General features: G+C 66.8%; 31 protein-coding genes and 1 tRNA gene. 24 read left to right on the top strand and 8 right to left on the bottom strand.

From position 1 onward, the window contains the following. Positions 1-85 precede the first annotated feature (85 nt). From purM to rnd, 3 genes are all read left to right on the top strand, one after another. The gene (gene purM / locus D2T30_RS15570) at positions 86-1,153 is read left to right on the top strand and encodes a phosphoribosylformylglycinamidine cyclo-ligase (protein WP_128185612.1); all 1,068 of its coding nucleotides are present in this window, start codon (positions 86-88) and stop codon (positions 1,151-1,153) included. Next, positions 1,150-1,737, top strand: a complete 588-nt coding sequence (gene purN / locus D2T30_RS15565; protein ID WP_128209633.1) for a phosphoribosylglycinamide formyltransferase — start codon at positions 1,150-1,152, stop codon at positions 1,735-1,737. The genes purM and purN overlap by 4 nt, the downstream gene beginning before the upstream one ends. A 118-nt stretch (positions 1,738-1,855) precedes the next feature. Next, positions 1,856-3,013: a ribonuclease D gene (rnd, locus tag D2T30_RS15560; protein ID WP_128209632.1), complete on the top strand. Its 1,158-nt coding sequence runs from the start codon at positions 1,856-1,858 to the stop codon at positions 3,011-3,013. A gap of 15 nt (positions 3,014-3,028) precedes the next feature. Here the strand turns inward: rnd and D2T30_RS15555 are convergent, their stop codons facing one another. Further along, positions 3,029-3,526, bottom strand: coding sequence for a hypothetical protein (locus D2T30_RS15555; RefSeq protein ID WP_128209631.1), 498 nt, complete (start codon positions 3,524-3,526; stop codon positions 3,029-3,031). Between the two features lie 140 nt (positions 3,527-3,666). Here D2T30_RS15555 and D2T30_RS15550 point away from each other — a divergent pair, with 140 nt between their 5' ends. Then, entirely contained in the window at positions 3,667-4,095 is a 429-nt protein-coding gene (locus D2T30_RS15550; protein WP_128185620.1) for a SufE family protein, read from the top strand. Positions 4,096-4,125: 30 nt separating this feature from the next. On the opposite strand, the gene D2T30_RS15545 is transcribed toward D2T30_RS15550, so the two are convergent. Continuing rightward, the gene (locus D2T30_RS15545) at positions 4,126-4,476 is read right to left on the bottom strand and encodes a RidA family protein (RefSeq protein ID WP_128209630.1); all 351 of its coding nucleotides are present in this window, start codon (positions 4,474-4,476) and stop codon (positions 4,126-4,128) included. 65 nt (positions 4,477-4,541) lie between these two features. After that, positions 4,542-4,862: a hypothetical protein gene (locus D2T30_RS15540; RefSeq protein WP_128209629.1), complete on the bottom strand. Its 321-nt coding sequence runs from the start codon at positions 4,860-4,862 to the stop codon at positions 4,542-4,544. Positions 4,863-4,994: 132 nt separating this feature from the next. Here D2T30_RS15540 and D2T30_RS15535 point away from each other — a divergent pair, with 132 nt between their 5' ends. Then, positions 4,995-6,269 carry a Na+/H+ antiporter NhaA gene (locus tag D2T30_RS15535; RefSeq protein WP_128209628.1) on the top strand — a complete coding sequence of 425 codons (1,275 nt, stop codon included), beginning with the start codon at positions 4,995-4,997 and terminating at the stop codon, positions 6,267-6,269. A 93-nt stretch (positions 6,270-6,362) separates the two neighbouring features. Here the strand turns inward: D2T30_RS15535 and D2T30_RS15530 are convergent, their stop codons facing one another. Continuing rightward, a complete protein-coding gene (locus tag D2T30_RS15530; RefSeq protein ID WP_128209627.1) occupies positions 6,363-8,018 on the bottom strand; it encodes an alpha/beta hydrolase in 1,656 nt (551 codons plus the stop codon). Positions 8,019-8,189: 171 nt separating this feature from the next. On the opposite strand from D2T30_RS15530, the gene D2T30_RS15525 reads away from it, so the two are divergent. The 5 genes from D2T30_RS15525 to D2T30_RS15505 all read left to right on the top strand — a co-directional run bounded on the left by D2T30_RS15525 (position 8,190) and on the right by D2T30_RS15505 (position 12,032). Continuing rightward, entirely contained in the window at positions 8,190-8,369 is a 180-nt protein-coding gene (locus tag D2T30_RS15525; protein ID WP_128209626.1) for a hypothetical protein, read from the top strand. A gap of 141 nt (positions 8,370-8,510) precedes the next feature. After that, positions 8,511-9,389 (top strand): TIGR01459 family HAD-type hydrolase, encoded by an 879-nt coding sequence (locus D2T30_RS15520; protein WP_128185632.1) that lies wholly within the window; start codon positions 8,511-8,513, stop codon positions 9,387-9,389. Between the two features lie 165 nt (positions 9,390-9,554). Beyond that, positions 9,555-10,478, top strand: a complete 924-nt coding sequence (locus tag D2T30_RS15515) for a bifunctional riboflavin kinase/FAD synthetase (RefSeq protein WP_128209625.1) — start codon at positions 9,555-9,557, stop codon at positions 10,476-10,478. 61 nt (positions 10,479-10,539) lie between these two features. Next, positions 10,540-10,986, top strand: coding sequence for a YcgN family cysteine cluster protein (locus tag D2T30_RS15510; protein ID WP_128209624.1), 447 nt, complete (start codon positions 10,540-10,542; stop codon positions 10,984-10,986). Then, complete coding sequence (locus tag D2T30_RS15505; RefSeq protein ID WP_128209623.1) at positions 10,986-12,032, top strand: threonine aldolase family protein; 1,047 nt, start codon at positions 10,986-10,988, stop codon at positions 12,030-12,032. The genes D2T30_RS15510 and D2T30_RS15505 overlap by 1 nt, the downstream gene beginning before the upstream one ends. 37 nt (positions 12,033-12,069) lie before the next feature. Here D2T30_RS15505 and D2T30_RS15500 read toward each other — a convergent pair whose 3' ends face one another. Next, positions 12,070-13,467 (bottom strand): nucleobase:cation symporter-2 family protein, encoded by a 1,398-nt coding sequence (locus tag D2T30_RS15500; RefSeq protein ID WP_128209622.1) that lies wholly within the window; start codon positions 13,465-13,467, stop codon positions 12,070-12,072. A 286-nt stretch (positions 13,468-13,753) separates the two neighbouring features. On the opposite strand from D2T30_RS15500, the gene D2T30_RS15495 reads away from it, so the two are divergent. From D2T30_RS15495 to dusA, 3 genes are all read left to right on the top strand, one after another. Further along, positions 13,754-13,827: transfer RNA gene (locus tag D2T30_RS15495), tRNA-Gly, on the top strand. A 106-nt stretch (positions 13,828-13,933) separates the two neighbouring features. Further along, on the top strand, positions 13,934-14,770 hold the full coding sequence (locus tag D2T30_RS15490; protein WP_128209621.1) for an alpha/beta fold hydrolase: 837 nt from the start codon (positions 13,934-13,936) through the stop codon (positions 14,768-14,770). A 115-nt stretch (positions 14,771-14,885) separates the two neighbouring features. Beyond that, positions 14,886-15,893 carry a tRNA dihydrouridine(20/20a) synthase DusA gene (gene dusA, locus D2T30_RS15485; RefSeq protein WP_128209620.1) on the top strand — a complete coding sequence of 336 codons (1,008 nt, stop codon included), beginning with the start codon at positions 14,886-14,888 and terminating at the stop codon, positions 15,891-15,893. Positions 15,894-16,053: 160 nt separating this feature from the next. Here dusA and mazG read toward each other — a convergent pair whose 3' ends face one another. After that, positions 16,054-16,866, bottom strand: coding sequence for a nucleoside triphosphate pyrophosphohydrolase (mazG, locus tag D2T30_RS15480; protein ID WP_380728876.1), 813 nt, complete (start codon positions 16,864-16,866; stop codon positions 16,054-16,056). Between the two features lie 100 nt (positions 16,867-16,966). On the opposite strand from mazG, the gene D2T30_RS15475 reads away from it, so the two are divergent. The 10 genes from D2T30_RS15475 (at position 16,967) to D2T30_RS15430 (ending at position 24,383) form a co-directional block, all read left to right on the top strand. Then, positions 16,967-18,130: a M20 aminoacylase family protein gene (locus tag D2T30_RS15475; RefSeq protein ID WP_128209618.1), complete on the top strand. Its 1,164-nt coding sequence runs from the start codon at positions 16,967-16,969 to the stop codon at positions 18,128-18,130. Positions 18,131-18,256: 126 nt separating this feature from the next. Continuing rightward, positions 18,257-18,595 carry a preprotein translocase subunit YajC gene (gene yajC, locus D2T30_RS15470; protein ID WP_206612746.1) on the top strand — a complete coding sequence of 113 codons (339 nt, stop codon included), beginning with the start codon at positions 18,257-18,259 and terminating at the stop codon, positions 18,593-18,595. Between the two features lie 20 nt (positions 18,596-18,615). Next, the gene (secD, locus tag D2T30_RS15465) at positions 18,616-20,280 is read left to right on the top strand and encodes a protein translocase subunit SecD (protein WP_128209617.1); all 1,665 of its coding nucleotides are present in this window, start codon (positions 18,616-18,618) and stop codon (positions 20,278-20,280) included. Positions 20,281-20,292: 12 nt separating this feature from the next. Beyond that, positions 20,293-21,291: a protein translocase subunit SecF gene (gene secF / locus D2T30_RS15460; protein WP_128209616.1), complete on the top strand. Its 999-nt coding sequence runs from the start codon at positions 20,293-20,295 to the stop codon at positions 21,289-21,291. Further along, positions 21,272-21,640 (top strand): Mth938-like domain-containing protein, encoded by a 369-nt coding sequence (locus D2T30_RS15455; RefSeq protein WP_128209615.1) that lies wholly within the window; start codon positions 21,272-21,274, stop codon positions 21,638-21,640. The genes secF and D2T30_RS15455 overlap by 20 nt, the downstream gene beginning before the upstream one ends. A gap of 7 nt (positions 21,641-21,647) precedes the next feature. Further along, a complete protein-coding gene (gene ccmA / locus D2T30_RS15450) occupies positions 21,648-22,265 on the top strand; it encodes a heme ABC exporter ATP-binding protein CcmA (protein WP_128209614.1) in 618 nt (205 codons plus the stop codon). Continuing rightward, positions 22,262-22,924, top strand: a complete 663-nt coding sequence (ccmB, locus tag D2T30_RS15445) for a heme exporter protein CcmB (protein WP_128209613.1) — start codon at positions 22,262-22,264, stop codon at positions 22,922-22,924. The genes ccmA and ccmB overlap by 4 nt, the downstream gene beginning before the upstream one ends. A 52-nt stretch (positions 22,925-22,976) precedes the next feature. Further along, entirely contained in the window at positions 22,977-23,705 is a 729-nt protein-coding gene (locus D2T30_RS15440; RefSeq protein ID WP_128185660.1) for a heme ABC transporter permease, read from the top strand. Continuing rightward, positions 23,702-23,860 (top strand): heme exporter protein CcmD, encoded by a 159-nt coding sequence (ccmD, locus tag D2T30_RS15435; protein ID WP_128209612.1) that lies wholly within the window; start codon positions 23,702-23,704, stop codon positions 23,858-23,860. The genes D2T30_RS15440 and ccmD overlap by 4 nt, the downstream gene beginning before the upstream one ends. Further along, complete coding sequence (locus tag D2T30_RS15430; protein ID WP_128209611.1) at positions 23,853-24,383, top strand: DsbE family thiol:disulfide interchange protein; 531 nt, start codon at positions 23,853-23,855, stop codon at positions 24,381-24,383. The genes ccmD and D2T30_RS15430 overlap by 8 nt, the downstream gene beginning before the upstream one ends. Here the strand turns inward: D2T30_RS15430 and D2T30_RS23120 are convergent, their stop codons facing one another. Both D2T30_RS23120 and hpt read right to left on the bottom strand, forming a co-directional pair. Further along, positions 24,384-24,542, bottom strand: coding sequence for a hypothetical protein (locus D2T30_RS23120; protein WP_164884320.1), 159 nt, complete (start codon positions 24,540-24,542; stop codon positions 24,384-24,386). Positions 24,543-24,561: 19 nt separating this feature from the next. Then, entirely contained in the window at positions 24,562-25,134 is a 573-nt protein-coding gene (gene hpt, locus D2T30_RS15425; protein WP_128209610.1) for a hypoxanthine phosphoribosyltransferase, read from the bottom strand. Between the two features lie 94 nt (positions 25,135-25,228). On the opposite strand from hpt, the gene D2T30_RS15420 reads away from it, so the two are divergent. Next, positions 25,229-25,693 (top strand): type II toxin-antitoxin system RatA family toxin, encoded by a 465-nt coding sequence (locus tag D2T30_RS15420; RefSeq protein ID WP_128209609.1) that lies wholly within the window; start codon positions 25,229-25,231, stop codon positions 25,691-25,693. Positions 25,694-25,917 lie beyond the last annotated feature (224 nt).

Genomic DNA, 25,917 nt, shown 5'->3' with positions numbered 1-25,917 from the left:
TCATCTGCCGGCGGCCCTTGCCGTTGCTCCCGTCCGGCCTTTGCGCTAAGGCCCGTCGAAGGATTCCAACGGCGGAGATGGGGCGATGACCACCGGGCAGGGCAAGGGCGAAAGTGGCGGGAACGGACTGACCTATGCCGACGCGGGCGTGGATATCGACGCGGGCAATGCGCTGGTCGAACGCATCAAGCCGGCGGCGAAGCGCACCGGGCGTTCGGGCACGGTGTCGGGGCTTGGCGGGTTCGGCGCGCTGTTCGACCTGAAGGCCGCGGGCTACACCGACCCGATCCTTGTCGCCGCGACCGATGGGGTGGGCACCAAGCTGCGCATCGCCATCGACACCGGCAATGTCGATACGATCGGCATCGACCTCGTGGCCATGTGCGTCAACGACCTCGTGTGTCAGGGGGCGGAGCCGCTGTTCTTCCTCGACTATTTCGCCACCGGCAAGCTCGATGTCGATCAGGCCACGCGGATCATCAACGGCATCGCCGAGGGCTGCGCGCAATCGGGCTGCGCGCTGATCGGCGGCGAGACGGCCGAGATGCCGGGCATGTATGCGAAGGACGATTTCGACCTTGCGGGCTTTGCCGTGGGCGCGATGGAGCGCGGCGCGGACCTGCCCGCAGGGGTGAGCGAAGGCGACGTGCTGCTGGGCCTCGGCTCGAACGGCGTGCATTCCAACGGCTACAGCTTCGTGCGCAAGGTGGTGGAGGTCTCGGGCCTCGGCTGGGATGCGGCCTCGCCGTTCTCGGAGGGCACGCTCGGCGCGGCGCTGCTGGCGCCGACGCGGCTTTATGTGAAACAGGCGCTGGCGGCGGTGCGGGCGGGTGGCGTCCATGCGCTGGCCCATATCACCGGCGGCGGCCTGACCGAGAACCTGCCTCGCGTCCTGCCCGAAGGGCTTGGCGCGACGATCGACCTCGATGCGTGGACGCTGCCGGGGGTGTTCGGCTGGCTCGCCACGACGGCGAAGATGGCCGAGCCGGAACTGCTGAAGACCTTCAACTGCGGGATCGGGATGATCCTTGTCGTCGCGCCGGATCGGGCGGACGCGCTTGCGGCGCTGCTGCGCGAGGCGGGCGAGACGGTTACCCAGATCGGCACCGTGACCGCGGGGCAGGGGGTCAGCTACCGGGGCAGCCTTCTTTGAAACGGGTCGCGATCCTGATCTCGGGCGGCGGGTCGAACATGGTCCGTCTGGTCGAGACGATGCAGGCCGAAGGCTATGCCGCGCCGGTGCTGGTCGCCTCGAACGATCCGGCGGCGGGCGGGCTCGCGAAGGCGCGGGCGCTTGGCGTCGCGGCGGCGGCCGTCGATCATCGCGCCTTCGGCAAGGATCGCGCCGCCTTTGAGGCCGCGCTGCTGGAACCGCTTCTGGCCGCCGAGCCGGATATCCTCTGCCTTGCCGGCTTCATGCGGGTGCTGACGCCCGATTTCGTCCGCCGGTTCGATGGGCGGATGCTGAACATCCATCCTTCGCTCCTGCCGAAATATCCGGGCCTGCACACCCATGCGCGGGCGATCGCGGCGGGCGATGCCGAGGCCGGCTGCACCGTGCATGAGGTCACGGCCGAACTCGACGCCGGGCCGATCCTCGGACAGGGGCGGGTGTCCATCGAACCGGGCGACGACGCCGACAGTCTGGCCGCGCGGGTGCTGAACGTGGAACATCGGCTTTACCCCGCGGTGCTGCGCCGCTACGCGGCAGGCGACCGCACCCCCGTTCTTTTGTGATGATTTCGGCATCACCCGGGAATTTCCGGCCCCACGCCGCCCTGCATCCGCTTTTCTTTCGGCACGCGACTGCCTAAAGAAAATGTGATTGCGGGACAGCCCGCGGCAAGGAATTGCGATGCAGACCATTACCACCACCGAAGCCTTGGCCGAATTCTGCGCCCGGGCGAAGACCCAGCCCTACGTCACCGTCGATACCGAGTTCCTGCGCGAGAGGACCTATTGGTCCAAGCTCTGCCTCGTGCAGCTTGCGATCCCGCCCGCGAAGGACGGCGAGGCGGTGCTGGTCGATCCGCTGGCCGAGGGGCTGTCGCTCGAACCGCTCTACGATCTGTTCCGGCACGAGGCGACGGTGAAGGTGTTCCACGCCGCGCGGCAGGATCTTGAGATTTTCTTCACCGAGGCGAACCTGTTCCCCAAGCCCCTGTTCGACACGCAGGTCGCGGCGATGGTCTGCGGCTTTGGCGAACAGGTGGGCTATGAAACGCTGGTGCGCAAGATCGCGCGGCAGGCGCTGGACAAGACCTCGCGCTTCACCGACTGGTCGCGCCGTCCGCTGACCGAGGCGCAGAAGACCTATGCCATCGCCGATGTCACCCATCTGCGGGTGATCTACGAATTCCTGTCGCGCGAGCTGGAAAAGTCCGGCCGCGCGGAATGGGTGCAGGAGGAACTCGGCATCCTGCTCAACCCGGAAACCTACATCACCCGGCCGGAAGATGCGTGGGAGCGGGTCAAGACGCGCACCACCTCGGGCCGGTTTCTGGCGATCGTGCGCGAACTGGCGCGGTTCCGCGAGGGTTATGCGCAGAACAAGAACATCCCGCGCTCGCGCATCTTCAAGGATGACGCGCTGCTGGAACTGGCCTCGACCAAGCCCGCGACGCTGGATGAGCTGAACAAGTCGCGCCTGCTGCTGCGCGAGGCGCGCCGGGGCGACATCGCCGAAGGGATCATCACCGCCGTGCGGGCGGGGCTCGACTGCAGACCCGAGGATGTGCCGCATGTGTCCGAGGAAAGCGCGCAGTTGCAGGTCAACACCGCGCTGGCCGATCTGCTGCGGGTGCTGCTCAAGGCGAAATCCGAGGAAACCGGCGTGGCGGCGAAGCTGATCGCCAGTTCCTCGGACCTCGACCGGATCGCGGCGGGCAAGCGCGACGTGCCGGCGCTGACCGGCTGGCGGCTCGACGTCTTCGGCAAGGATGCGCTGCGTCTGGCCAAGGGCGAGGTGGCGCTGACGGCGGCGGGGGCCTCGGTCCGGCTGGTGATGGTCTGATCGTGCCGCGCGGGGTCAGCGGGTGACGGCGCGGCTGTTTTCGGCGCCGATCACCACCACCCGGCGGGTCTGCGCAAGCCGCGTGGCATTGATGCTGGCCGCGGCGGTCAGTTCGCGCGATTCGGGGCTGAGGGCGCGATGCGCATCGGGCGATACGGTGGGCGGCGGCGCGGCGACGAAGCGATAGGTGATGACCCCGTCGACCGGCAGCCCGCCATTCTCGGCCACCAGCGCGGCGTTCCACCAGCCCTGCGTCGGCGGCAGGCCGGTGGCCGAGACGATCGCCCCGGTCAGCGTCCGGTCGATCCGCAGGTCGGTCACCTGCGGCACCAAGGGCCGGTCGTCCTGCAGCGCGGCGGCGTAGCCGCCCTTGGGTTCCAGCGTCTGCACCCGCTCCGACGGGCCGAACCAGTTCATCGGATTCATCCAGCCGCAGCCGGCAAGCGCGACCGAAAACGCGATCGGCACGAGGATCATGCGAAACGGCAGCGGGGTGCGGGCGGAACGGGTCATGGCGTCTTCCTGTCTGGCGCGATCTGGCGCGCAGCCCTTGGGTAGCCGATCGCGCGGCCTTTGAAAAGCGCCTCTGCCACTGGACCCGCGCGTGCAGCGGCGCTAGGACGACAACCGCCAGACAGCGACAGGAGAGGCAGATGGCCACCGAAGCCTTCGAAGATATCGCCGACACCTTCGACTTCCTCGACGATTGGGAAGACCGTTACCGGCATGTGATTGAACTGGGCAAGGCGATGGCCCCGCTCGACGAGGCGCTGAAGGTCCCGGCGACCAAGGTCGAGGGCTGCGCCTCGCAGGTCTGGCTTCTGCCGCGGATCGCGGGCAGCGGTCCGCAGGCGGTGTTCAGCTTCGAGGGCGAATCCGACGCGCTGATCGTGCGCGGGCTGATCGCCATCCTGCATGCGCTCTATTCCGGGCTGTCGGTCGAGGATGTGCTGAAGGTCGATGCCGGCGCCGAACTCGGGCGGCTGGGGCTGGATGAACATCTGTCGCAGCAGCGGTCCAACGGACTGCGCGCGATGGTCGGGCGCATCCGCCATCTGGCGGCGGAAGCGGCGGCGGAATAGCGCGCCCGCCCGAAGGCGGGCGCAGCGGGATCACTTCACCGCGGCGGTGACGATCACTTCCACCAGATAGTCCGGCGCGGCGAGCTTGGCTTCGCCGGTCGCACGGGCGGGGGTGTGACCCGCGGGCACCCAGGCATCCCAGACGGCGTTCATTTCCGCGAAATCCGCCATGTCGGCGAGCCAGATCTGCGCCGACAGGATATGCTCCTTGTCCGATCCGGCCTCGGCCAGCAGGCGGTCCACCTCGGCCAGCGCGGCCCTGGTCTGATCGGCGACGCTCGCCCCCGGGGTGCCGACCTGACCGGCCAGCCAGATCAGCCCGTTGAAGACGACGGCGCCGCTCATCCGCGCGCCCGTTTCGATGCGTTTGATTTCGGCCATCCGGCCCTCCTTCGGTTAAAGATACCGCACCCTTAGCCGAGCGGACGGCGCGGTGAAAGAGCCGTTCAGCGGCAACGGGTGAGTTCGCCGACCCGGTAATCCGTCCGCCCGATGCCTTGCGGCGCGACCGGGGTGAGCACGACCTTGATCGAGCAGCCCTTGCTCCAGACCCGCCACTCGATCCCGCCGTCGCCGCGCTTGCCGGTGGCCTTCAGCCCCTCGATCGGCAGTTGCTTCATCGCGTCGGCGACAGGGGTGCTGGTGGTGATGACGGCGATCTGCGCGGCGCTGTCGTGAAAACCGGACAGGGCCGCCATCGCGGGGGCTCCCGCCAGACTTGCGGCCCCGGCCAGACTTGCGGTCATCGCCATCCATGCAGTTTTCATCTTGAACTCTCCAGTATCGTATTGACGCCCAAGGATCGGGCGTCGTGCGACAACTGTCCAGCCCCGTTTCAGTTCCGGGTTGCGGCCGGGGCGGTTCCGGCTAGGTTCGTCGGAAACCCAAGGGAACGCCGCATGCACAAAGTCTGGTCCTTCGTTTCGCGCTATTCCGTTCTGCTGATCGCCGGGGCCGGGGTCGCGCTGGTCTGGGCGAATGTGGCGCCCGAAAGCTACCACCATCTGGTGCATCTGCCGCTGCTGACGGGATCGCCCATCGGCGCGATGGATGCGGCTACGGGGCAGCGGGTGCTGACGCTGCATTATCTGGTCAACGACATGGCCATGGCCTTTTTCTTCGCGCTGGCGGGGAAAGAGGTCTGGGAGGCGGTGGCCCTGAAGGGCGGCCCGCTGCGCGGGAAAAAGGCGCTGACGCCGCTGATCGCCACGCTTGGCGGCATGGCTGGGCCGGTGGCGGTCTATCTGGGGCTGGCGGCGGCCTTCGGGCTGTTCGGGCAGATCGCGCATGGCTGGGCGATTCCGACGGCGACCGATATCGCCTTCAGCTATCTGGTGGGGCGGATCGTCTTTGGCGCGGGGCATCCGGCGATCGGGTTTCTGCTGCTGCTGGCGATCGCCGATGACGCGGGCGGGCTGATCATTCTGGCGATCTTCTACCCGTCGGGTGATCTTGCGCCCGCGTGGCTGCTGCTGTCGCTGGTCGCGGCCTTTGGGGTCTGGGGGCTGGCGAACCGGCTGCCGCGGCGGCTCGACGCCGGGCGGGCGGACCGGCCGGTGTCGAGCTGGGTGCGCGACCGGCTTGGCTTCTGGCCCTATCTGATCGCCGGGGCGATCAGCTGGTATGGCTTCCAGCAGGCGGGCATCCATCCCGCGCTCGGCCTGTTGCCGATCGTGCCGACGATTCCCCATGCCGATACCGACTTCGGCGTTTTCGCGGCGGGGGAGAGCCATCGGCCGGATCTGCTCAACCGCATCGAGCATGCGCTGAAGCCGCCGGTCGAGGGGGTGCTGTTCCTGTTCGGTCTGCTCAACGCCGGGGTGGAATTCGGCGCGATTTCCGCGCCGACATGGATCGTGCTGGCGGCGCTGGTGATCGGCAAGCCGATGGGCATCTTCGCGATGGGCACCTTTGCCGCGCGGGGATTGCGGCTTGGCCTGCCCGAGGGGATGACGCTGCGCGATCTGTTCGTTCTGGGCTGCGTCGCGGCGATCGGGTTCACCGTGGCGCTGTTCGTGGCCTCGGTCGCCTTCGCGCCGGGTGCGGTGCAGGATGCGGCGAAGATGGGGGCGCTGTTCAGCCTTGGCGCTTCGGTCATTGCCATATTGGCCGGGCGGGTTTTGCGGGTTGGACGGGAGACGCGCTTCAAAACCGAAACCGCCGGCATGGGCTGAGAGGGCGGCAGGGGGCCAGCCCCCTCGCGGCTTTGCCGCTCACCCCCGGGATATTTATGGAAACACGAAAGGGAGGCGGCGGCGGGTGGTGTTCTACAATCCGCGTGCCGCGATCGCCGCCCGGAGCCGCGTGAGCGCCGCATCGTCCCAGGTGCCGCTGAGCCCCTCGGGCGACAGGAGCGCGAGCCAGCCGTTCAGGTAATCGGTCCCGGCATAGACATGGCCGAAGCCGCGCGGCGTGGTGGTTGCGGTCATCACGTCGAAGCCGATCTGCAGGAAGGTGATGACGGGGATCCAGCGCAGGTCCGGGCTCACGTCCGGCCCGCGCGGCGGCTTCATCCAGTCCGGCTCCTGCCACAGGATCGAGGGCGAAAAGAAGGTGATCGGGTCCGAGGCATATTGCAGATAGACGATCCTGAGCGGCCCCCACGGCTTGCCGCGATCGGGCATCTCATACTGGTTCAGGAACCGCACCACCGAACCGTCGCGGAACCGGGGCAGCCATTGCGGCGTGTCGGGCAGGCGCGCGCGGGTGATGTCGACCCAGCTGCGCGAACCGAACGGCGGCCCCGCCCAGAAGGCGCCCTGATAGGGCGTGCCGATCAGGTCGTAGAAATCCGCCGAAAGATCCGAATTGCGCGCGCCGAGGCTCAGCCCGAAGAGGTAGAGCTGCGGGCGGCGGTCCTCGGGCAGGGCGCGCCAGTGCTCGTGGATCGCGGCAAAGACGGCCTTGGCCGTTTCCTCGCCGTATTCGGGCACGGTCAGCAGCGACAGCCAGCTGGGCAGGTAGGAATACTGGACCGAGATCGTCGCCACATCGCCCCCCGTCAGCACCTCGAGCGGCATCATCGCCGAGGGGTCGATCCAGCCGGTGCCGGTGGGCGTCGCGATCACCAGCACCTTGCGGTCGAAGGCGCCGATGCGGATCGCCTCGTCCAGCGCCAGCCGCGCCCGCGCCTCGGGCGTGTCGGCGGAACCGAGGCCGACATAGACCCGCAGCGGTTCGCGCGCGGGCGCGCCGGTGATCGCGCCGATGGCCGCCGCGTCGAGCGGATCTAGCACGCGCTGCCGCCCCTCGTTCCCGATCCCGCCCCAGGGGATGAGCGAGGCGGCGCTGCCGGTTTTCAGCGGGTCCGAGGGCGGATCGGCGCTGGCGGGCAGGGTTTCGTCCAGCGCCTGATAGCTCGCGTCGAAGGCTTCGAGGATGCGGCGCACGATCACGTCATTGCCGATGAAGCTGAACAGCAGCACCGCGATCAGAAAACCGAGCAGCAGCGCCAGACGTTCCGGCAGCAGCGGCGAAAGCCCGCGCGCCACCGTCAGCATCGCCGAGCGGAACAGCCGCCCGAGGATCAGCAGCACCGCCGCCACCGGCACCGCCGTCAGCAACAGCGTCACGATCCGCAAGGGCCCGTCGGGCGGAAGCCCCATCAGGCCGCGCAGATCCTCCTGCGCATCGGCATGGAGCCACGTGGCCCCGAGGATCGCCGCGAGGACCAGCCACGAAAACGTCTGCCGGGCCGCCGGGCCGGGGCGCAGCCAGACCCGCAGACCCAACGCCTGCCACAGCAGCACCAGCCCCACCCCGATTCCATAACCCGCCGCGAAACTCGCCCCCGCCAGCGCGCCCTGCACCGTTCCCGGATGCGGCACCAGCCCCGGCGTCAGCGCAAAGCCGAAACACAGTGCCCCAAGACACAGCGCGAGGATCGAAAAACCGGAAACGGGGGTGAGGAGGGACCTGATCATGCAGGGAAACTGCCAAACGCAGGGGCTGACGTCTATATTCGCTTTGCGTTTGTTAACCTTTGTCGCAAACTCTTATCAGTAAGAGCCTGTTCAAGCGTTTTTGTTAATTCTTTGGTGAGGCACCGCGCCGAAGACGGTTTGTGTAAAGAGTATTGGCTTGGGGAGACAATCATGCAGTTTCGTCCGGGATGGTGGATTCTGCCGCTCGTCGTTCTGAATATCGCGGTGCTGGCCGTGGTGGTCTCGGCCATCGGCTTTCTCGCGACGGTCGCGGGATTGATCGTGCTGTCGCTGGTGCTGGCGGGGATCGCCCGTGTCATCGCGAACGAGGCGATCCATAACGGCGGCTGACGGATCGTTCCCCAGCCGGTCGGTTCCCGCCTTTTTCGCGGTCTGTCCGCTTTGCCTTTGGGGCGGAGCGTGCCATACATCCGGTGCGTCAAGACGCAAAGCGCGGGTTCAGGCCCGCCGTTCCAGACAGTTGAGGCAGACATGACCCGGATCGTTCCTTCGCTCGCCGCGATTTCCCAACCCTATGATGCGTTGTTTTGCGATTTGTGGGGCTGCCTGCACAATGGCGTCGCGCCCTTCGCCCCTGCCGTGGCGGCGTTGCAGGAATACCGCGCGCGGGGCGGCAAGGTTGTGCTGCTGACCAATGCGCCGCGTCCCTCGCGCTATGTGATCGCCTCGCTCGACCGCATGGGCGTGCCGAAGGATGCCTACGATCTGGTCGTCACCTCGGGCGACGCGGCGCAGGATGCGATGTTCGCGGGTGCGGTCGGGCAGAAGGTCTGGCACCTTGGCCCGTCGAAGGACGATGGTTTCTTCGATGACATCCCGCCCGAATGGCAGGGTCAGGCGGCGATCGAGCGGGTGCCCTTTGACGAGGCCGAGGGGATCGTCTGCACAGGCCCCTTTGACGAGATCACCGAGGTGCCCGAGGATTACCGTCCGCAGTTCCTGCTGGCCAAGGGGCGCGGGCTGAAGATGCTCTGCGCCAATCCGGATGTCGTCGTCGACATGGGCGAGCGGCGGATCTATTGCGCCGGGGCGCTGGCGGCGCTGTATCAGGACATGGGCGGCGAGGCGCTGTATTTCGGCAAGCCGCATCCGCCGATCTACGATCTCGCGCGGCGGCGGCTTGCGGCGCTTGGCGGCCCGCGCGATCCGAACCTGCTGGCGATCGGCGACGGGATCAACACCGATATCTCCGGTGCGCGCGGCGAGGATATCGACGCGCTTTTCGTGACCGGCGGGCTGGCGACGGGGCAATTCGGCCCGGATCCGGAAAACCCGAATGAGGAGCTGCTGAACGACTGGCTGCGGACGCGCGATCAGGCGCCGCAATACGCGATCGGCATGCTGCGCTGAGCCTGTGCCCAAAGGATCGGCAACCGCGCGCCATGGATGCCGGTTGCCGGGCCGCCGCCCCTTGAAACCGCCGGTCTGCTGAGCGATAGGGGGTCAGGGGCGAGGCGCCGCTCGCGCGCCCGCCAAAGAACGACGAGCCGGCCGGCAGGCCGGAAGCGGGGACGGATGCGGATATTCACCCGGTGGCGGGACATCCCCGAGGCGGCGCGGGGCGCTTCGGTGGCGATGGGCAATTTCGACGGGCTGCATCTCGGTCATCAGTCGGTGATCGATCTGGCGCGGGGCAGGGGGCCCTTGGGCATCATCACCTTCGAGCCCCATCCGCGCGAGGTCTTTGCCGCCGGCGGGCCACCCTTTCGCCTGATGAACGCCGAATCGCGGGCCAACCGTCTGGAAAAGCTGGGCGTCGACTATCTGTTCCAGCTGCCCTTCGACCGCGAACTCGCCGGCATGACCGCCGAGACCTTCGCCCGCGAGGTGCTGGCCGAGGGGCTGGGTGTCCGCCATGTCGCCGTCGGACGCGATTTCCGCTTTGGCGCGCGGCGGCAGGGCGATAGCGAGCTTTTGTCCGTGCTCGGCCGTCAGCTTGGCTTCGACGTCACCGTGGCGCCGCTGAAGCGGCTCGACGGGATCGAGATTTCCTCGACCGCGATCCGGCTGGCCCTGTCCGAGGGGCGGCCGCGCGATGCGGCGGCGATGCTCGGCCACCTGCACCGCATCGAGGGGCCGGTGATCCACGGCGACAAACGCGGCCGGGATCTGGGGTTTCCGACGGCGAACATGGGATTGCAGGGGCTGCATCTGCCGAAGCTCGGCGTCTATGCGGTCAAGGCCGATGTGCTGACCGGGCCGAATGCCGGCAGCTACATGGGCGCGGCGAGCCTTGGCGTGCGGCCGATGTTCGGGGAGAATGCGCCCAACCTTGAAACCTTCATCCTGGATTTCCGCGGCGATCTGTATGGCCAGCACCTGTCGATCGCGCTGGTCGATTACCTGCGGCCCGAAATGACGTTCGACGGCCTGCCCGCGCTGATCGCCCAGATGGACAGGGATGTGGCGCGGGCGCGCGACATCCTCTCCGCCACGTGATGCGCCGACATGTGACAGGGGCGGGCTTTCCATTCGCCCCGCGATGCGTCAGGTTGTGCCGATGACCGCGCTGCGCCCGCATTTCTGGACCCTGCCCCTCGACCGGCTGACTCCGGGCGAATGGGAAGCCCTGTGCGACGGCTGCGGCAAATGCTGCCTGAACAAGCTGGAATACGAGGATACGGGCGAGCTGGAATTCACCCGCGTCTCCTGCCGTTTACTGGATGGTGAGACCTGCCGCTGCATGAAATACGAAACGCGCCACAAATACGTGCCGGAATGTGTGCAGCTCACGCCGAAGACGATCGCCGAGATCGCCTACTGGATGCCGCGGACCTGCGCCTACCGGCTGCGGTTCGAGGGAAAGCCGCTGCCCGAATGGCACTACCTCATCTCCGGCTCGCGCGAGACGGTGCATGAGGCCGGGGCCTCGGTGCGCGGCTGGACCGTTTCGGAAACCGCGGTCCCGGAAGAGGACTGGGATCAATATGTCATTGAGGAACCCTGATGCATTTCGCTTCTGACAATACCGCCGGCGTCGCGCCGCAGGTGATGGCCGCGCTTCAGGCCGCGAACGAGGGACATGTGCCCTCCTACGGCGCCGATGCGCTGAGCGACGCGGTGCGGGCGAAGATCCGCGATCTGTTCGAGGCGCCCGGGGCGGCGGTCTATCTGGTGGCGACGGGCACGGCGGCGAATGCGCTGTCCTGCGCGCTGCTGTCCGATCCGTGGAGCGCGATCTTCTGCCACCGGCATGCCCATATTCAGGAAGACGAATGCGGCGCGCCGGAATTCTTTGCCGACGGGGCGAAGCTCGTGCTGCTGGAAGGCGCGCATGGCAAGATCGACCCCGAGCTGATGCGCCCGGTGATCGCCCATGCGGGCGGCGCCATCCACCATGTGCAGCGCGGCATGCTCTCGATCACCAATGCGACCGAGGCGGGCACCGTCTACACCCCCGAAGAGGTCCGCGTCCTGACCGGGATTGCCCGGGAATACGATCTGCCGGTGCATATGGACGGCGCGCGCTTTGCCAATGCGCTGGCCGCGACCGGCGCGACGCCGGCCGAGATGACGTGGAAATCCGGGGTGGACGTGCTCAGCTTCGGCGGCACCAAGAACGGCTGCATGGGGGTCGAGGCGGTGGTGATCTTCGATCCCGCCCGCGCCCATGAATTCGAGCTGCGGCGCAAGCGGGCCGGGCATCTGTTCTCCAAGAACCGTTTCCTTGCGGCGCAAATGCTGGGCTATCTGGCGGGCGGGCTCTGGATGGGCCTTGCGCGGCATGCGAATGCGATGGCGGCGCGGCTGTCGGACGGGATCGCCGCCGTTCCGGGGGCGGAGCTTCTGCACCCGACCGAGGCGAACGCCGTCTTTGCCCGCTTCCCGCGCCGGGTGCATCGCAGCCTGCGCGATGCCGGGGCGCAATATTACCTCTGGCCGTTCGAGCAATCGCTGGATGGCGACGATGACGAATTGCTGGCCGCGCGGCTCGTCTGTTCCTGGGCGACGACCGAGGAAGAGGTCGGGGAATTCCTCTCGCATCTGGCCTGAACGCGCAGGGGCGGCCGCAAGGGCCGCCCTTTCCGTTTCAGGCGTGCTCGGCCGTCGTCGCGGCCTTCGTTGCCTCTTCTTCCGCCTCTTTCTCGCTGACGATCCCGTTGAAGAACAGGTTCATCAGGACGGAGGAGATCGCCGCCAGCAGGATGCCGGATTCCAGCAGCGGATGCAGGTCGTGCGGCAGGCTTCTGAAGAAGTTCGGCGCGACGATGGGGATCATCCCGAAGCCCACCGAGATCGCCACGACGAACAGGTTGTTCGGGTTCTTCTTGAAATCCACGGTGCCGAGGATGCGTGCCCCCGTCGCCGCGACCATCCCGAACATCACCAGACCCGCGCCGCCCAGCACCACCTGCGGCACCGATTCGACCAGCGCCGACATCTTGGGCATCAGTCCGAGCAGGATCATGATCCCGCCGCCGGCCACCGTCACCCACCGCGAGCGGATCCCCGTCACGCCGACCAGCCCGACGTTTTGTGAAAACGACGTGTAGGGGAAGGTGTTGAAGATGCCGCCGATCAGCGTGCCCAGACCATCGGCGCGCAGCCCCCGGGTCAGCGCGGCGCGGTCGACCTTGCGCCCGGTCATCTCGCCAAGCGCCAGAAACATGCCGAGCGATTCGATCATCACCACGATCATCACGATGCACATGGTCAGGATCGGCACCAGATGGAAGGTCGGCATGCCGAAATGGAAGGGCATGACCAGACCGATCCAGTCGGCCTGTCCCACCCGGTCGAAATGCATCAGGCCCAGAACGCTGGCAACGACGCAGCCCGCCACGATGCCCAGAAGCACCGCGACATTGCGCACGAAGCCCCTTGCCCATTTCAGCAGCGCGAGGATGAACAGCAGCACGAAGCCCGCGATCATCAGCCCCTGCGGCGCCGCGTAATCCGGGTTCGGGAAGGCGCCCGGCACGCCGTCGACGACCCGGGTGATCGTCGGCTGTCCGCCGCCCGCCCAGTTGATGCCCACCCGCATCAGCGACACCCCGATGATCAGGATGATGGTGCCGGTCACCACCGGCGGAAACAATGGCAGCAGCCGTGACACGAAAGGCGCGATCAGGATGCCGAAGATCCCCGCCCCGATCACCGAGCCGAAGATCCCCAGAAGCCCGGCGTCCGAACTTGCCGCGATCGACAACATCGGCCCGAGCGAGGCGAAGGTCACCCCCATCATCACCGGCAGCCGGATGCCCACCCCCGGAAAGCCCCAGGACTGGATGAGCGTCGCGATGCCGCAGGCGAAAAGATCGGCGCTGATGAGGAAGGCGACCTCCTGCGGCGACAGGTTCAGCGCCCGCCCGACGATCAGCGGCACCGCCACCGCGCCGGCATACATCACCAGCACATGTTGCAGCGCCAGCGGCATCAGCTGATTCACCGGGAGCTTCTGTTCGACGGGATCGGGGACCTGCGGCATGAAACGCCTCCTCGTGGAATGATTTTTGGTCCGGGGACCAGATAATTCCCAGCTTATGCGGTCCGGAAAACCTCTGGAAATGCCCGCGCCGGAAGCGCGGCAATAACGCGGCGGCGTTCCGCGTCTGCCTGAATAATGCACAATTATCCCATCATCCGGTGCGAAAGCGGGCGCCTGCTGCCCGATCTGCCGCCCGGATCGGATGAGCGGACGAAGAAAAGCCACAACCTCCGGCAGATGGCGTCTTGCCATCCCGGGCGGGTTTGGTTAGAGAACGCCTCGTGATGCGGGTATGGTGAAATGGTATCACACGAGCTTCCCAAGCTCTTGGCGCGGGTTCGATTCCCGCTACCCGCTCCAGATGACCCTGCGGTCTGTCTCCCCGAAAATCCCGATACCGCGCCCGGCGTTTGACCTGTTCACGACCCTCCACATATTGTCGTGCAGCCGGATGTGAGGCATCGGAATGCTCGAACTGCCGAACACCACGATCATCGAAGGCAATGCCGTCCGCTGGGGCAGGATCGGCAGTGGCCCGCCGCTTGTCGCCATTCACGGCACACCCTTTTCCTCGCAGGTCTGGCGCAGGATCGTGCCGCAACTCGCCGATCGCCGGACGATCCATTACTTCGATCTGGTCGGTTACGGGCTGTCCGAAATGCGCGCGGGGCAGGATGTGTCCCTTGCCATGCAGAACCGGGTTCTGGCGGCCCTGTTCGCGGAATGGGACATCGGGCGGCCGGATGTCCTTGCGCATGATTTCGGCGGGGCGACGGCGCTGCGCGCCTATTATCTGAACGGCTTGCGATATGCCTCGCTGACGATCTTCGATGCCGTTGCGCTGGCGCCGTGGGGTTCGCCCTTCGTCCGACATGTGCGGCTGCATGAAGCCGCCTTCTCGGGCATGCCGGATTATATGCACCGGGCGCTGTTGCGCGCCTATCTGCAAACCGCCGCAAAGAATCCGTTGTCCGAAGAGGCGCTGGAGATCTACAGCGTGCCGTGGCTCGGCCCGGTGGGGCAGCCCGCGTTCTATCGCCAGATCGCGCAGATGGACCAGCGATACACGGATGAGGTCGAGGGGCGATACGCCCGGATGGATTGTCCAGTCACGGTTCTCTGGGGGCGGAACGACGACTGGATTCCCTTTGAAAAGGGCGAGGCTCTTGCGGCGCTGATCTCGGATCGGGATGTGATCGCGGTTCCCGGCGCGGGGCATCTGGTCCAGGAAGACCGGCCCGAGGCGATCGTGGCGGCGGTTCTGAAGCAGCTGGACCGGAGCCGACGAGGCCGTCCTGCCTGAGGACGGCCCGCAAGGACGGTCTTGAGATATGCCGGGAACAAGGCCATATGCCGGTCTGGCGCCGGGGCTGGAACACCGGCGAACCAATGGCGGTGCAAGGAACAAAGCGGAACCCATGCGGAACGGTGGCAAGGATATCAGCGAAAGCAAGGCGATGACCCTGTCCGTCGCGCCGATGATCGACTGGACGGATCGCCATTGCCGCATGTTCCACCGCCAGATCAGCCAGCGCGCGCTTTTGTATACCGAGATGATCACCGCGCCGGCGATCATCCATGGTTCCCGCGCGCGGCTGCTGGATTTCTCGCCCGCCGAGCATCCGGTCGCCCTGCAGATCGGCGGATCGGAACCCGGCGAGCTGGCCGAGGCGGTGCGGATCGCCGCCGACTGGGGCTATGACGAGATCAACCTGAACTGCGGCTGCCCTTCGGACCGGGTGCAGTCGGGCTGTTTCGGTGCGGTGCTGATGAAGACGCCCGATCTGGTGGCGCGGGCGGTGGCGGCGATGATCGCCGCCGCGCCGGTCGAGGTGACGGTGAAATGCCGTATCGGTGTGGACGATCAGGACCCGGACGTGGTGCTGCCCGATTTCCTGCGCCGGATCCGCGATGCGGGGGTGCGGCGCGTCATAATCCATGCCCGCAAGGCCTGGCTGCAGGGGCTGAGCCCCAAGGACAACCGCGAGATCCCGCCGCTCGACTATCCGCTGGTCCATCGGATGAAGGCGGAATTTCCGGATCTGCATATCTCGATCAACGGCGGCATCCGCAGTCTGGATGAGGCGAAGGCGCAGCTTGCCGCCGGGCTCGACGGGGTGATGATCGGCCGCGCGGCTTATCAGGAGCCGATGAATATTCTCGGCCCCGCGGATCGCGAGATCTGGGGGCAGGGCGCGGGGGCGGAGGCTTTTGGGGTGGCCGAGGCGATGAAACCCTATATCGCCGATCATCTGGCCCACGGCGGGCGGCTGCATCAGGTGACGCGGCACATGCTGGGCCTGTTCCACGGGCGCGGCGGTGCGCGGGGTTGGCGCCGGGTGCTGTCGGAGGGCGCGACGCGCGAAGGCGCGGGGCTGGCGCTCTACGATCTCGCGCTGGCCGAGGTGGACCGGGCGGCGGCCTGAGCCGGGCGGCCCGGAGCCCGGCGGGATTTCATGCCGGGCCGTCGCGGCGGGGGCCGTCTGCCCCCGCACCCCCGAGGATATTTATGGAAAGCCGACGGGAAAGCGCTCCTCGGGGGCCGAGGGGGATACAGGGAAAGCTGGCCGATCGGGCCATGCGGGATCATTTGATCCCGGTTGCTTTCGCCGCATCCCAGAGCGCGTCCATTTCCGCCAGATCGCTTTCGGCGGGGGTCTTGCCGCGCTTGGCGAGTTCCCTTTCGATATGGCCGAAGCGGCGGGCGAACTTGCCGTTCGCGGCGCGCAGCGCGGCCTCGGGATCAAGCCCCAGATGCCGGCCGAGGTTGACCATCACGAACAGCAGATCGCCGTATTCCTCGGCGATCTCGGCCGGGCCGAGGACTTCGCGCGCCTCTTCGAGTTCGCGCGCCTCCTCGGCGATCTTGGCGATCACCTCTTTCGTCGTGGGCCAGTCGAAGCCCACCCGCGCCGCGCGTTTTTGCAGCTTGAGCGCCCGGGTCAGCGCCGGAAGGCCCAAGGCCACGCCGTCGAGGACACCCTTTTCCGCGCGGCCCGCGCGTTCGGCGGCCTTGATCTTCTCCCAGTCCTCGGTCTGCTGCGCGGCGGATTTGTCGCGGGTTTCGTTGCCGAAGACATGCGGATGGCGGGCGATCATCTTGGCGCAGATCGCACGTAGCACGGCGGTCAGGTCGAAATGCCCCGCCTCATCCGCCATCTGCGCGTGATAGACGACCTGAAGCGCCAGATCGCCCAGCTCACCCTCCAGCTCATCCCAGGCGCCGCGCTCGATCGCATCGGCGACCTCATGCGCCTCTTCGATCGTATAGGGCGCGATCGAGGCGAAATCCTGTTCCAGATCCCAGGGGCAGCCCGATTGCGGATCGCGCAGGCAGGCCATGATCGCCTTCAGCCGGCGCATCTGCGCGCCCGCATCGCCGCTATCGTCGAACAGCATCGGATCGGTCGGATCGCTCATCGGGGGGCCTCTTCTCTCTTGTGCCAGCCCGGTTTCGGGGCCAGATAGGGTCTAACCGTTCCATTACGACAGGTCCATCATGCCCGTGATCAATCGCATTGCCGCCTTCGCGCCGGAAATGACCGCGTGGCGGCACTGGCTGCACCGGCATCCCGAACTGGAATTCGATCTGCCGCAGACCGCCGCCTTTGTCGCCGGGAAGCTGCGCGAATTCGGCGTCGACGAGATTCACGAAGGGATCGCCACATCGGGGATCGTGGCGCTGATCCACGGGCGCGGGCCGGGGCCGGTGATCGGGCTGCGGTCGGACATGGATGCGCTGCCGCTGGCGGAAACGACCGGCAAGGACTGGGCTTCGGAACACCCCGGCAAAATGCATGCCTGCGGTCATGACGGGCATATGACCATGCTGCTTGGCGCCGCGAAATATCTGGCCGAGACGCGGAATTTCGCGGGCTCCGTCGCGCTGATCTTCCAGCCCGCCGAGGAAGAGGGCGGTGGCGGCGAGGTGATGGTGAAGGCCGGCATCATGGAACGGTTCGGCATCAGTCAGGTCTACGGCATGCACAACGCGCCGAACCTGACGCTTGGCGCCTTTGAAACCGGGCCGGGGCCGGTGATGGCCGCCGTCGACACCGCATGGGTCACGGTCACGGGCAAGGGCGGCCACGGCGCCACGCCCGAGGTCTGCATCGATCCGGTGCTGTCCATCGTCGCCATGGTGCAGGCGCTGCAGACCATCGTCAGCCGCAACACCTCGGCGATCGACCAGCTTGTCGTCTCGATCAACGAAATCCACGTCGGCACGGCGAACAATGTCGTGCCCGAAAGCGGCTGGTTCAGCGCGACGATCCGCTCTTTCGATCCGGCGGTGCGCGACATGGTCGAGGACCGCTTCCGCACCATCGTTCACGGGCAGGCGGCGGCCTTCGGCGTCAGCGTCGACATCCGCTACGAACGCGGCTACCCGCCCACGGTCAACACCGCCTCGAACGCCGCCTTCGCCGCCGATGTCGCGCGTGAAATCTCCGGCCCAGACCTCGTGCGCGACGATGTGGAGCGTGACATGGGGGCCGAGGATTTCTCCTACATGCTGGAGGCGCGGCCGGGTGCCTTCGTCTTCCTCGGCATCGGGCCGGGGGCGGGGCTGCACCATCCGGCCTATGACTTCAACGACGAGGCCGCGCCCATCGGCGCCAGCTATTTCGCCCGTCTGGTCGAGCGCGCGCTGCCGGCGAAATGACGTCCGGCTGACACAACCGCGAGGTGCCCGCTCGTGCCTTGCCATATCCCGGGGCCGCGGATAGGGTGCGCGCCGACCATCCGGGGGCAATTCCCCCCACACGGCCCCAATCAAGAGGACCATATCATGTTCATTTCTCCCGCTTACGCACAGGACGCCGGTGGCGCCGCTTCCAGCATGGCCGCCTTCGGTCAGTTCCTGCCGCTGATCCTGATTTTCGTCATCATGTATTTCCTGCTGATCCGTCCGCAGCAAAAGAAGGTCAAGGAACACCGCGCGATGATCGAGGCGGTGCGCCGCGGCGATCAGGTCGTGACCCAGGGCGGCATCATCGGCAAGGTGACCTCGGTCAAGGAAAACGGCGAACTTGAGGTGGAAATCGCCTCGGGCGTCAAGGTGCGGGTGGTGAAATCGACGATCACCCAGGTCCTGTCGAAGACCGAACCGGCCGCCACCGCCGAATAAGGCTCAGGAAGGCCAGTCACATGCTGCAGTTCCCGCTCTGGAAGCGTATCGTCATCCTTGGTCTTTGCGTGATCGGGCTGATCCTCGGCGCGCCGAACCTGTTCTACGGAAAGGTCGAGTCGCATAACGACGCGCTTGCGGCGCAGGAACGCAGCGGCACGCTGACCGACGAACAGGCCGCCGCCGTGGATGGCTGGCCGAGCTGGCTGCCCTCGGGGCTGGTCAACCTCGGCCTCGATCTGCGCGGCGGCGCCCATCTGCTGGCCGAGGTGCATCTGGGCGATGTCTACAAGGCGCGGATGGAATCGCTCTGGCCGGAACTGCGCCGGGTGCTGGCGGCGGAACGGGCGCAGATCGGCTCGATCCGGCGGCTGCCGTCGGATCCGGGCGAGCTGAAGATCCAGATCGGCAATGCGGCGGGGCTTGCCCGCGCGGTCGAGGTGGCGCGCACGCTGGCCACGCCGGTGGTGACGCTGACCGGCGTAGGGCAGAACGACCTCGACGTCAGCGGGCAGGGCGACACGATCACCATCCGGCTTTCGGACGCGGAAAAGGCCACGGCCGACGACCGCACGATGCAGCAGTCGCTGGAAATCGTGCGCCGCCGCGTCGATGCGGCCGGCACGCGCGAGCCGACGATCATGCGGCAGGGCGCCGACCGGATCCTGATCGAGGTGCCCGGCATCGGCTCGGCCGCCGAACTAAAGGCGCTGATCGGCACCACGGCGAAGCTGACCTTCCATCAGGTGGTCGGGCGCGCCGCCTCGGCCGAGCAGACGCCGGGCGCGGGGCAGGAAGTGCTGCCCGACGCGAACGAGCAGGGGCTTTACTATATCCTCAACACGCTGCCCGTCGTCTCGGGCGACGAGCTGACCGATGCGCGGCCGGAAACCGACCAGAACGGCATGCCCGCCGTGGGCTTCCGCTTCAACACCACGGGCGCGCGCACCTTCGGCGACTATACCGCGAACCATATCGGCGAGCCCTTCGCCATCGTGCTCGACGGCAAGGTGATCTCGGCCCCAGTGATCCAGACCCATATCGCGGGCGGCTCGGGGATCATCACCGGCCGCTTCACGGTGCAGGAGGCGACGGATCTGGCGCTGCTGTTGCGCGCGGGGGCGTTGCCCGCCGGAATGACCTTCCTTGAGGAACGCACCATCGGGCCGGAGCTTGGCGCCGATACGGTGCAGGCGGGGATCTACGCCTCGATCGCGGGCTTCATTCTGGTGGTGGCCTTCATGGTCGCCTCCTACGGCCTCTTCGGGGTCTTCGCCTCGCTTGCGCTGGCGTTCAACATCATCTTCATCATCGCCTTCATGTCGCTGATCGGCGCGACGCTGACCATGCCGGGCATCGCCGGGATCGTGCTGACCATCGGCACCGCGGTCGATGCCAACGTGCTGATCTTTGAACGTGTGCGCGAGGAATTGCGACGCGGGCGAAACCCCGTGCGCGCCTTCGAGCTGGGCTTCGACAAGGCGATGTCGGCCATCATCGACGCGAACGTCACCCATTTCATGGTGGGCATGATCCTGTTCGTGCTGGGGGCGGGTCCGGTGCGCGGCTTCGCCGTGACGCTGCTGATCGGCATCGTCGCCTCGGTCTTCACCGCGCTGTGGCTGGTGCGCATGCTGATCGCCGACTGGTATCACTGGCGCCGGCCGAAAACGCTGGTCGTGTGAGGAGCGAAGATCATGGCATTCCGTCTCAAACTTGTTCCCACCCATACCGAGTTCGACTTCTTCCGCCACCAGTGGCTGACCTTCTGGGCGGCCATCGCGGTGACGGTGCTGTCGGCGCTGTCGATGTTCTGGCCGGGACTGAGCTTCGGCATCGACTTCAAGGGCGGCACGACGATCCGCACCGAAACCTCGCAGCCGTTGCAGATCGAAACCTATCGCGCGGCGCTGGAACCGCTGAACTTCGGCGACGTGCTGATCTCCGAGGTGTTCGACCCCGCCTTCCGCGCGGACCAGCATGTCGCCTCGATCCGCATCCAGGCGCAGGACGACCATCCCGGTGCGATGGGCGAAACCGGCATCGCCCGGGTGGCCGAGGCGTTGCAGGCCGTCGATCCCGACGTGCGGATCGTCTCGACGGAATCGGTCGGACCCAAGGTCTCGGGCGAGCTGATCTGGACGGCCGTGTGGTCGGCGATCGCCACGGTGATCGGCATCATGATCTACATCTGGATCCGGTTCGAATGGCAGTTCGCCATCGGCACGGTGGTGGGGCTGATCCATGACCTGTTCCTGACCATCGGCCTGTTCGTCGCCCTGCAGCTGAAATTCGACCTCAGCATCGTCGCGGCACTGCTGACGATCCTCAGCTATTCGGTCAACGACAAGGTGGTGGTCTTCGACCGGCTGCGTGAAAATCTGGTCAAGTTCAAGTCGATGCCGCTGCGCGACGTGATGAACCTCTCGGTCAACGAAACGCTGTCGCGCACCGTGGCCACCAGCGTCACCACGCTGCTGGCGCTGATCCCGCTGCTGGTTTTGGGCGGCGACGTGATCCGCGGCTTCGTCTTCGCGATGATCTGGGGGGTGTTCGTCGGCACCTATTCCTCGATCTTCATCTCGAAGAACATCGTGCTGATGCTGGGCGTCGACCGCGACAAGAAGAAGATCGACCCCACGGCGAAGATCTTCGGCAACAAGGTCGAGGTGCTGGATGCCGATAACCGAGGCTGACTTCGGCTCGGCCCTGCCGATCGACGGCTACGGCCCGGGGTTCTTCCGGGTCGGCGGCGTGGTCTGGCGCGGCGGAGTGGTGGTCCATGCCGAGGGGGTCACCTCATGGGGTGGCTATGACGATCTGGCCCCGCTGGTCGAACTTGCCGACAAAGTGGACCTGCTGTTCGTCGGCACGGGGGCGGAGATCGCCTTCTTGCCGAAGCCCTTCGTCGCCGCGCTCGACGCGGTGGGGATGATGTGCGAGCCGATGGCTTCGCCTTCCGCCGCGCGCAGCTACAACGTGCTGCTGTCCGAGGGGCGCGCCGTCGCCACGGCGCTTCTGCCGATGCCGGACCCGGCCGCGTGAGCCGCTGATGGCCGATCTGCTGACCGTCCGCGACCTGACCGTCTCGCGCGGCGGCATGGCGGTGCTGGAGGGGGTGAATTTCACGCTGGCCTCCGGCGCGGCGCTTATCCTGCGCGGGCCGAACGGGATCGGCAAGACGACGCTCCTGCGCACCATCGCCGGGTTGCAGCCGCCTGTCGCGGGAACGGTGTCCGCCCCGGCGGGCCTTGCCTATGCCGCCCATGCGGACGGGCTGAAGGGTGCGCTGACGGTGCGGGAAAACCTGACCTTCTGGGCGCGGCTGCACGGGACCGCCGGCATTGCCCCGGCGCTCACCCGAATGAACCTCGACGCGCTGGCGGACAGGCCCGCCGCCACCCTCTCGGCGGGGCAGAAGCGGCGCCTTGGCCTTGCGCGGCTTCTGGTTACCGGCGCGGCGCTCTGGGTGATGGACGAGCCGACGGTTTCGCTCGATGCTGACTCGGTTGCGCTCTTCGGGCAGGTGGTGCGTGACCATCTGGCGGGCGGCGGCGGCGCGCTGATCGCCACGCATATCGACCCGGGGCTGGCGGCCGGGACGCTCGACCTGTCGCCGTTCCGCGCCCGGATCCGGCGGCTGGATGGTTTCGACGAGGCCTTCGGATGATCGCCCTTCTTCTCCGGGATCTGCGGCTGGCGGTGCGGGCGGGCGGCGGCTTTGGCCTCGGCCTTGTCTTCTTCCTGATCGTGGTGACGCTGGTGCCCTTCGGCGTCGGGCCCGAGGGCGGGGTGCTGGCGCGGATCGCGCCCGGCATCCTCTGGCTCGGGGCGCTGCTCGCCTGCCTGCTGTCGCTCGACCGGATCTTCGCGCTGGATCAGGAGGACGGATCGCTCGATCTGCTCGCCACCGCGCCGATCCCGATGGAGGCGGTGGTCGCCATCAAGGCGCTGGCGCACTGGCTGACCACGGGGCTGCCGCTGACCATCGCGGCGCCGGTGCTGGCGGTGCTGCTGCATCTGCCGCAAGGCGCCTATGGCTGGCTGGTGCTGTCGCTGCTCGTCGGCACGCCGGCGCTGTCGGTGCTGGGCACCTTCGGCGCGGCGCTGACGGTGGGGCTGCGGCGGGGAGGATTGCTGCTCTCGCTCCTCGTGCTGCCGCTCTACGTGCCGACGCTGATCTTCGGCGCCGAACTCGTGCGGCGGGGCGCCGAGGGGCGGACGGTCGAGGTGCCGCTCCTGATGCTTGCGGGCATCACCGCCGCGACCATCGCGCTGATGCCCTTCGCCTCGGCCGCCGCGATCCGGATGAACCTGCGGCAGACCTAGTGAAACGTTTTCGTGACTTGTCGCGCCACCAGCGGAAAGGTAGCCATTTTCCATGTCGCTCTGGGATTACGCCAACCCCGTCAAGTTCATGCGGCTTTCCGGCCGGCTGTTGCCCGTTGCCTCGATCCTCGCGGGGATCTCGCTGGCGGTGGGACTGGTCTGGGGCTTTTTCTTCACCCCTGACGCCGAGAATTTCGGCTCCACCGTCAAGGTGATCTACGTGCATGTTCCGGCGGCGATGATGGCGATCAATATCTGGGTGATGATGCTGGTCGCCTCGCTGATCTGGCTGGTGCGGCGCCATCACGTCTCGGCGCTGGCCGCCAAGGCCGCGGCGCCCATCGGCGCGGTGATGACGCTGATCGCGCTGATCACCGGGGCGATCTGGGGCCAGCCGATGTGGGGGACGTGGTGGGCCTGGGACCCGCGGCTGACCTCGTTCCTGATCCTGTTCCTGTTCTATCTGGGTTACATGGCGCTCTGGCCCGCGATCGAGAATACAGAGACGGCGGCCGATCTGACCTCGGTCCTGTGCCTTGTCGGATCGGTCTTCGCCGTGCTCAGCCGCTATGCGGTGAATTTCTGGAATCAGGGGCTGCATCAGGGCGCGACACTCAGCCTCGACCGGCAGCAGCATATCGCCAATGTCTACTGGGTGCCGCTGCTTGTCTGCATCGCGGGCTTCGTGCTGCTGTTCGTGGCGCTTGTCCTGCTGCGCACAAGGACCGAAATCCGTCTGCGCCGCCTGCGCGCGCTGGAACAGAGGGAGCGGCTGGCATGATGCCCGATCTTGGCCGATACACGATGACGGTGCTGTCCGCATGGGGCGCGACGCTGGTGCTCCTGGCGGTGCTGGTGGGCGTGTCGCTGTGGCAGGCGGCACGGGCGAAACGCGCGCTTGGCGCGCAGGAAGAACGGATGCGCAAGGATGGCTAGACCCTTGATGTTTTTGCCGCCGCTGATCTTTGCCGGGCTGGCGGCGACCTTCTGGTGGGGGATGCAGCGGCAGAACCCCGAGCAGTTGCCGACCGCCTTTCAGGGCAAACCCGCCCCCGCGGTGCGGCTGGAACCGCTGCCGCAGGGGCAGACCTTCGACGATGCCGACCTGCGCGACGGCAAGATCAAGCTGGTGAACTTCTGGGCCTCGTGGTGCGCGCCCTGCCGGGTGGAACATCCGCAGCTGGAATCGCTGGCGAAGGAGGGGGTCACGATCCTTGGCGTCAACTACAAGGACGATCCCGACAAGGCGCAGGGCTTCCTTGACGACATGGGCAATCCCTTCGCCCGGATGGGGGCCGATCCCAAGGGGCAGATGGCGCTGAACTGGGGGGTCTACGGCGTGCCCGAAACCTTCGTCGTCGACGGAGAGGGCACGGTGATCTTCCGCTTTGCCGGTCCCGTCACCCCCGAAGTGGCCGAGGACCAGATCGAGCCGCTGCTCGCCGGCGACGGCGAATAGTCAGTAGCCGGCCGGCGTCCTTGGCGGGCGCGTCATATGCGCCCAGTCGGGCCAAAGCCCCAGCCCGTCCGCCGCGACGATCGCCACCGCGATCGCCAGCACGACGGCGGCGATCATCACCCGCCGCTTCGAGGGCGGATGGCGCACCCATTCCGCCATCTTCAGCAGCCAGAACAGATCACCTCTCCTCTTCGCTCGAATCGAGGAAGCGCACCGTGCCGATATAGGGCAGGTTGCGGTGATTCTGCGCGAAATCAAGCCCGTAGCCCACCACGAACCTGTCGGGGATCTCGAAGCCCGTCCATTTCGCATGGACGTCCACCTCGCGCCGCGAGGGCTTGTCGAGCATGGCGCAGCATTCGATCCGCCGCGGCCCGCGCGAGCGCAGGAATTCCATCACCTGCGAGATCGTGTGCCCGGTGTCGACGATATCCTCGACCACCAGAACGTCGCGCCCGCCGATATTGCCGCGCAGGTCCTTGAGGATGCGCACCTCGCGCGAGGAGGTCGTGGTGTTGCCGTAGCTGGAGGCCTCGAGGAAATCCACCTCGCAGGGCAGCGATATCTCGCGGATCAGATCGGCGATGAAGACGAAGGAGCCGCGCAGCAGCCCGATCACCACCAGCCGGTCGGTGCCCTCGAAACTGTCCGAGATCTCGGCCCCCAGGGCCTCGACCCGCGCCGCGATCCTTTTGGCCGAGATCATCTGGCTGATTTCATAGACCCGCCCATCGGTGGTGTGCTGCAACATCTATCTGCCTTTCCTGCGGTCTCGGGCCCTTGCATTTCCCTTCCGCTTTAGCGCAACAAAGGGACGATGCAAACCGCGCCGATACGGGGGACAGATGCCGACACATACCGAAAAGCGCGTGATGCCCTATACGGCGCGGCAGATGTACGATCTTGTGGCGGATGTGCAGAAATATCCGCAGTTCCTGCCGTGGAATTCGGCGGCGCGGATCCGCTCGCGCCGGCCGGGGCCGGAGGCAGGGTCCGAGATTCTCGAAGCCGATCTGGTGATTTCCTTCAAGGTCTTCCGCGAAAGATTCGGTTCGCGCGTGACGCTGTTCCCGATGCTGTGCCGGGTGGATACGGAATATCTGGACGGGCCGTTCCGTTACATGAAAAGCTGGTGGCAGTTCACCGACCGCGCCGAAGGCGGCTGCACCGTCGATTTCTTCGTCGATTTCGAATTCCGCAACGCGCTCTTGCAGGGCGTGATCGGCGTGGTCTTCGATCAGGCGATGAAGAAGATCGTCCGCGCCTTCGAGGAACGCGCCGAGGCGCTCTACGGCAAGGCCGCCACCTGAGACGCCGCCTCCTCATTCACCCGGCCGAAGCTCCGCGCCTTCCTCCCTTTCGTGTTTCCATAAATATCCCGGGGGTGAGCGCGGAACGCGCGAGGGGGCTGGCCCCCTTCTTCGCCTGTCCATCTTCGCAAGCGCCTCGGTCTGGGAACAGGTTCGCCGCCCACATGACTGCCGCAGAGTGTTTGCTATGCGGGTTCAAGGGGGCCAGCCCCCTCTTTGCGCCA

The sequence above is a fragment of the Paenirhodobacter populi genome, assembly GCF_004022215.1.
GTDB lineage: Bacteria > Pseudomonadota > Alphaproteobacteria > Rhodobacterales > Rhodobacteraceae > Rhodobacter > Rhodobacter populi.
Note: the sequence above shows the minus strand (reverse complement) of the source record. Positions and strands in the feature narration are given on the sequence as shown.

Bases quoted from the DNA above. Each gene is read 5' to 3' on its own strand.
- purM (WP_128185612.1), top strand. From the start codon at position 86: ATGACCACCGGGCAGGGCAAGGGCGAAAGTGGCGGGAACGGACTGACC.
- rnd (WP_128209632.1), top strand. From the start codon at position 1,856: ATGCAGACCATTACCACCACCGAAGCCTTGGCCGAATTCTGCGCCCGG.
- D2T30_RS15555 (WP_128209631.1), bottom strand. From the start codon at position 3,526: ATGACCCGTTCCGCCCGCACCCCGCTGCCGTTTCGCATGATCCTCGTG.
- D2T30_RS15550 (WP_128185620.1), top strand. From the start codon at position 3,667: ATGGCCACCGAAGCCTTCGAAGATATCGCCGACACCTTCGACTTCCTC.
- D2T30_RS15545 (WP_128209630.1), bottom strand. From the start codon at position 4,476: ATGGCCGAAATCAAACGCATCGAAACGGGCGCGCGGATGAGCGGCGCC.
- D2T30_RS15540 (WP_128209629.1), bottom strand. From the start codon at position 4,862: ATGAAAACTGCATGGATGGCGATGACCGCAAGTCTGGCCGGGGCCGCA.
- D2T30_RS15535 (WP_128209628.1), top strand. From the start codon at position 4,995: ATGCACAAAGTCTGGTCCTTCGTTTCGCGCTATTCCGTTCTGCTGATC.
- D2T30_RS15530 (WP_128209627.1), bottom strand. From the start codon at position 8,018: ATGATCAGGTCCCTCCTCACCCCCGTTTCCGGTTTTTCGATCCTCGCG.
- D2T30_RS15525 (WP_128209626.1), top strand. From the start codon at position 8,190: ATGCAGTTTCGTCCGGGATGGTGGATTCTGCCGCTCGTCGTTCTGAAT.
- D2T30_RS15520 (WP_128185632.1), top strand. From the start codon at position 8,511: ATGACCCGGATCGTTCCTTCGCTCGCCGCGATTTCCCAACCCTATGAT.
- D2T30_RS15515 (WP_128209625.1), top strand. From the start codon at position 9,555: ATGCGGATATTCACCCGGTGGCGGGACATCCCCGAGGCGGCGCGGGGC.
- D2T30_RS15510 (WP_128209624.1), top strand. From the start codon at position 10,540: ATGACCGCGCTGCGCCCGCATTTCTGGACCCTGCCCCTCGACCGGCTG.
- D2T30_RS15505 (WP_128209623.1), top strand. From the start codon at position 10,986: ATGCATTTCGCTTCTGACAATACCGCCGGCGTCGCGCCGCAGGTGATG.
- D2T30_RS15500 (WP_128209622.1), bottom strand. From the start codon at position 13,467: ATGCCGCAGGTCCCCGATCCCGTCGAACAGAAGCTCCCGGTGAATCAG.
- D2T30_RS15490 (WP_128209621.1), top strand. From the start codon at position 13,934: ATGCTCGAACTGCCGAACACCACGATCATCGAAGGCAATGCCGTCCGC.
- dusA (WP_128209620.1), top strand. From the start codon at position 14,886: ATGCGGAACGGTGGCAAGGATATCAGCGAAAGCAAGGCGATGACCCTG.
- mazG (WP_380728876.1), bottom strand. From the start codon at position 16,866: ATGCTGTTCGACGATAGCGGCGATGCGGGCGCGCAGATGCGCCGGCTG.
- D2T30_RS15475 (WP_128209618.1), top strand. From the start codon at position 16,967: ATGCCCGTGATCAATCGCATTGCCGCCTTCGCGCCGGAAATGACCGCG.
- yajC (WP_206612746.1), top strand. From the start codon at position 18,257: ATGTTCATTTCTCCCGCTTACGCACAGGACGCCGGTGGCGCCGCTTCC.
- secD (WP_128209617.1), top strand. From the start codon at position 18,616: ATGCTGCAGTTCCCGCTCTGGAAGCGTATCGTCATCCTTGGTCTTTGC.
- secF (WP_128209616.1), top strand. From the start codon at position 20,293: ATGGCATTCCGTCTCAAACTTGTTCCCACCCATACCGAGTTCGACTTC.
- D2T30_RS15455 (WP_128209615.1), top strand. From the start codon at position 21,272: ATGCCGATAACCGAGGCTGACTTCGGCTCGGCCCTGCCGATCGACGGC.
- ccmA (WP_128209614.1), top strand. From the start codon at position 21,648: ATGGCCGATCTGCTGACCGTCCGCGACCTGACCGTCTCGCGCGGCGGC.
- ccmB (WP_128209613.1), top strand. From the start codon at position 22,262: ATGATCGCCCTTCTTCTCCGGGATCTGCGGCTGGCGGTGCGGGCGGGC.
- D2T30_RS15440 (WP_128185660.1), top strand. From the start codon at position 22,977: ATGTCGCTCTGGGATTACGCCAACCCCGTCAAGTTCATGCGGCTTTCC.
- ccmD (WP_128209612.1), top strand. From the start codon at position 23,702: ATGATGCCCGATCTTGGCCGATACACGATGACGGTGCTGTCCGCATGG.
- D2T30_RS15430 (WP_128209611.1), top strand. From the start codon at position 23,853: ATGGCTAGACCCTTGATGTTTTTGCCGCCGCTGATCTTTGCCGGGCTG.
- D2T30_RS23120 (WP_164884320.1), bottom strand. From the start codon at position 24,542: ATGGCGGAATGGGTGCGCCATCCGCCCTCGAAGCGGCGGGTGATGATC.
- hpt (WP_128209610.1), bottom strand. From the start codon at position 25,134: ATGTTGCAGCACACCACCGATGGGCGGGTCTATGAAATCAGCCAGATG.
- D2T30_RS15420 (WP_128209609.1), top strand. From the start codon at position 25,229: ATGCCGACACATACCGAAAAGCGCGTGATGCCCTATACGGCGCGGCAG.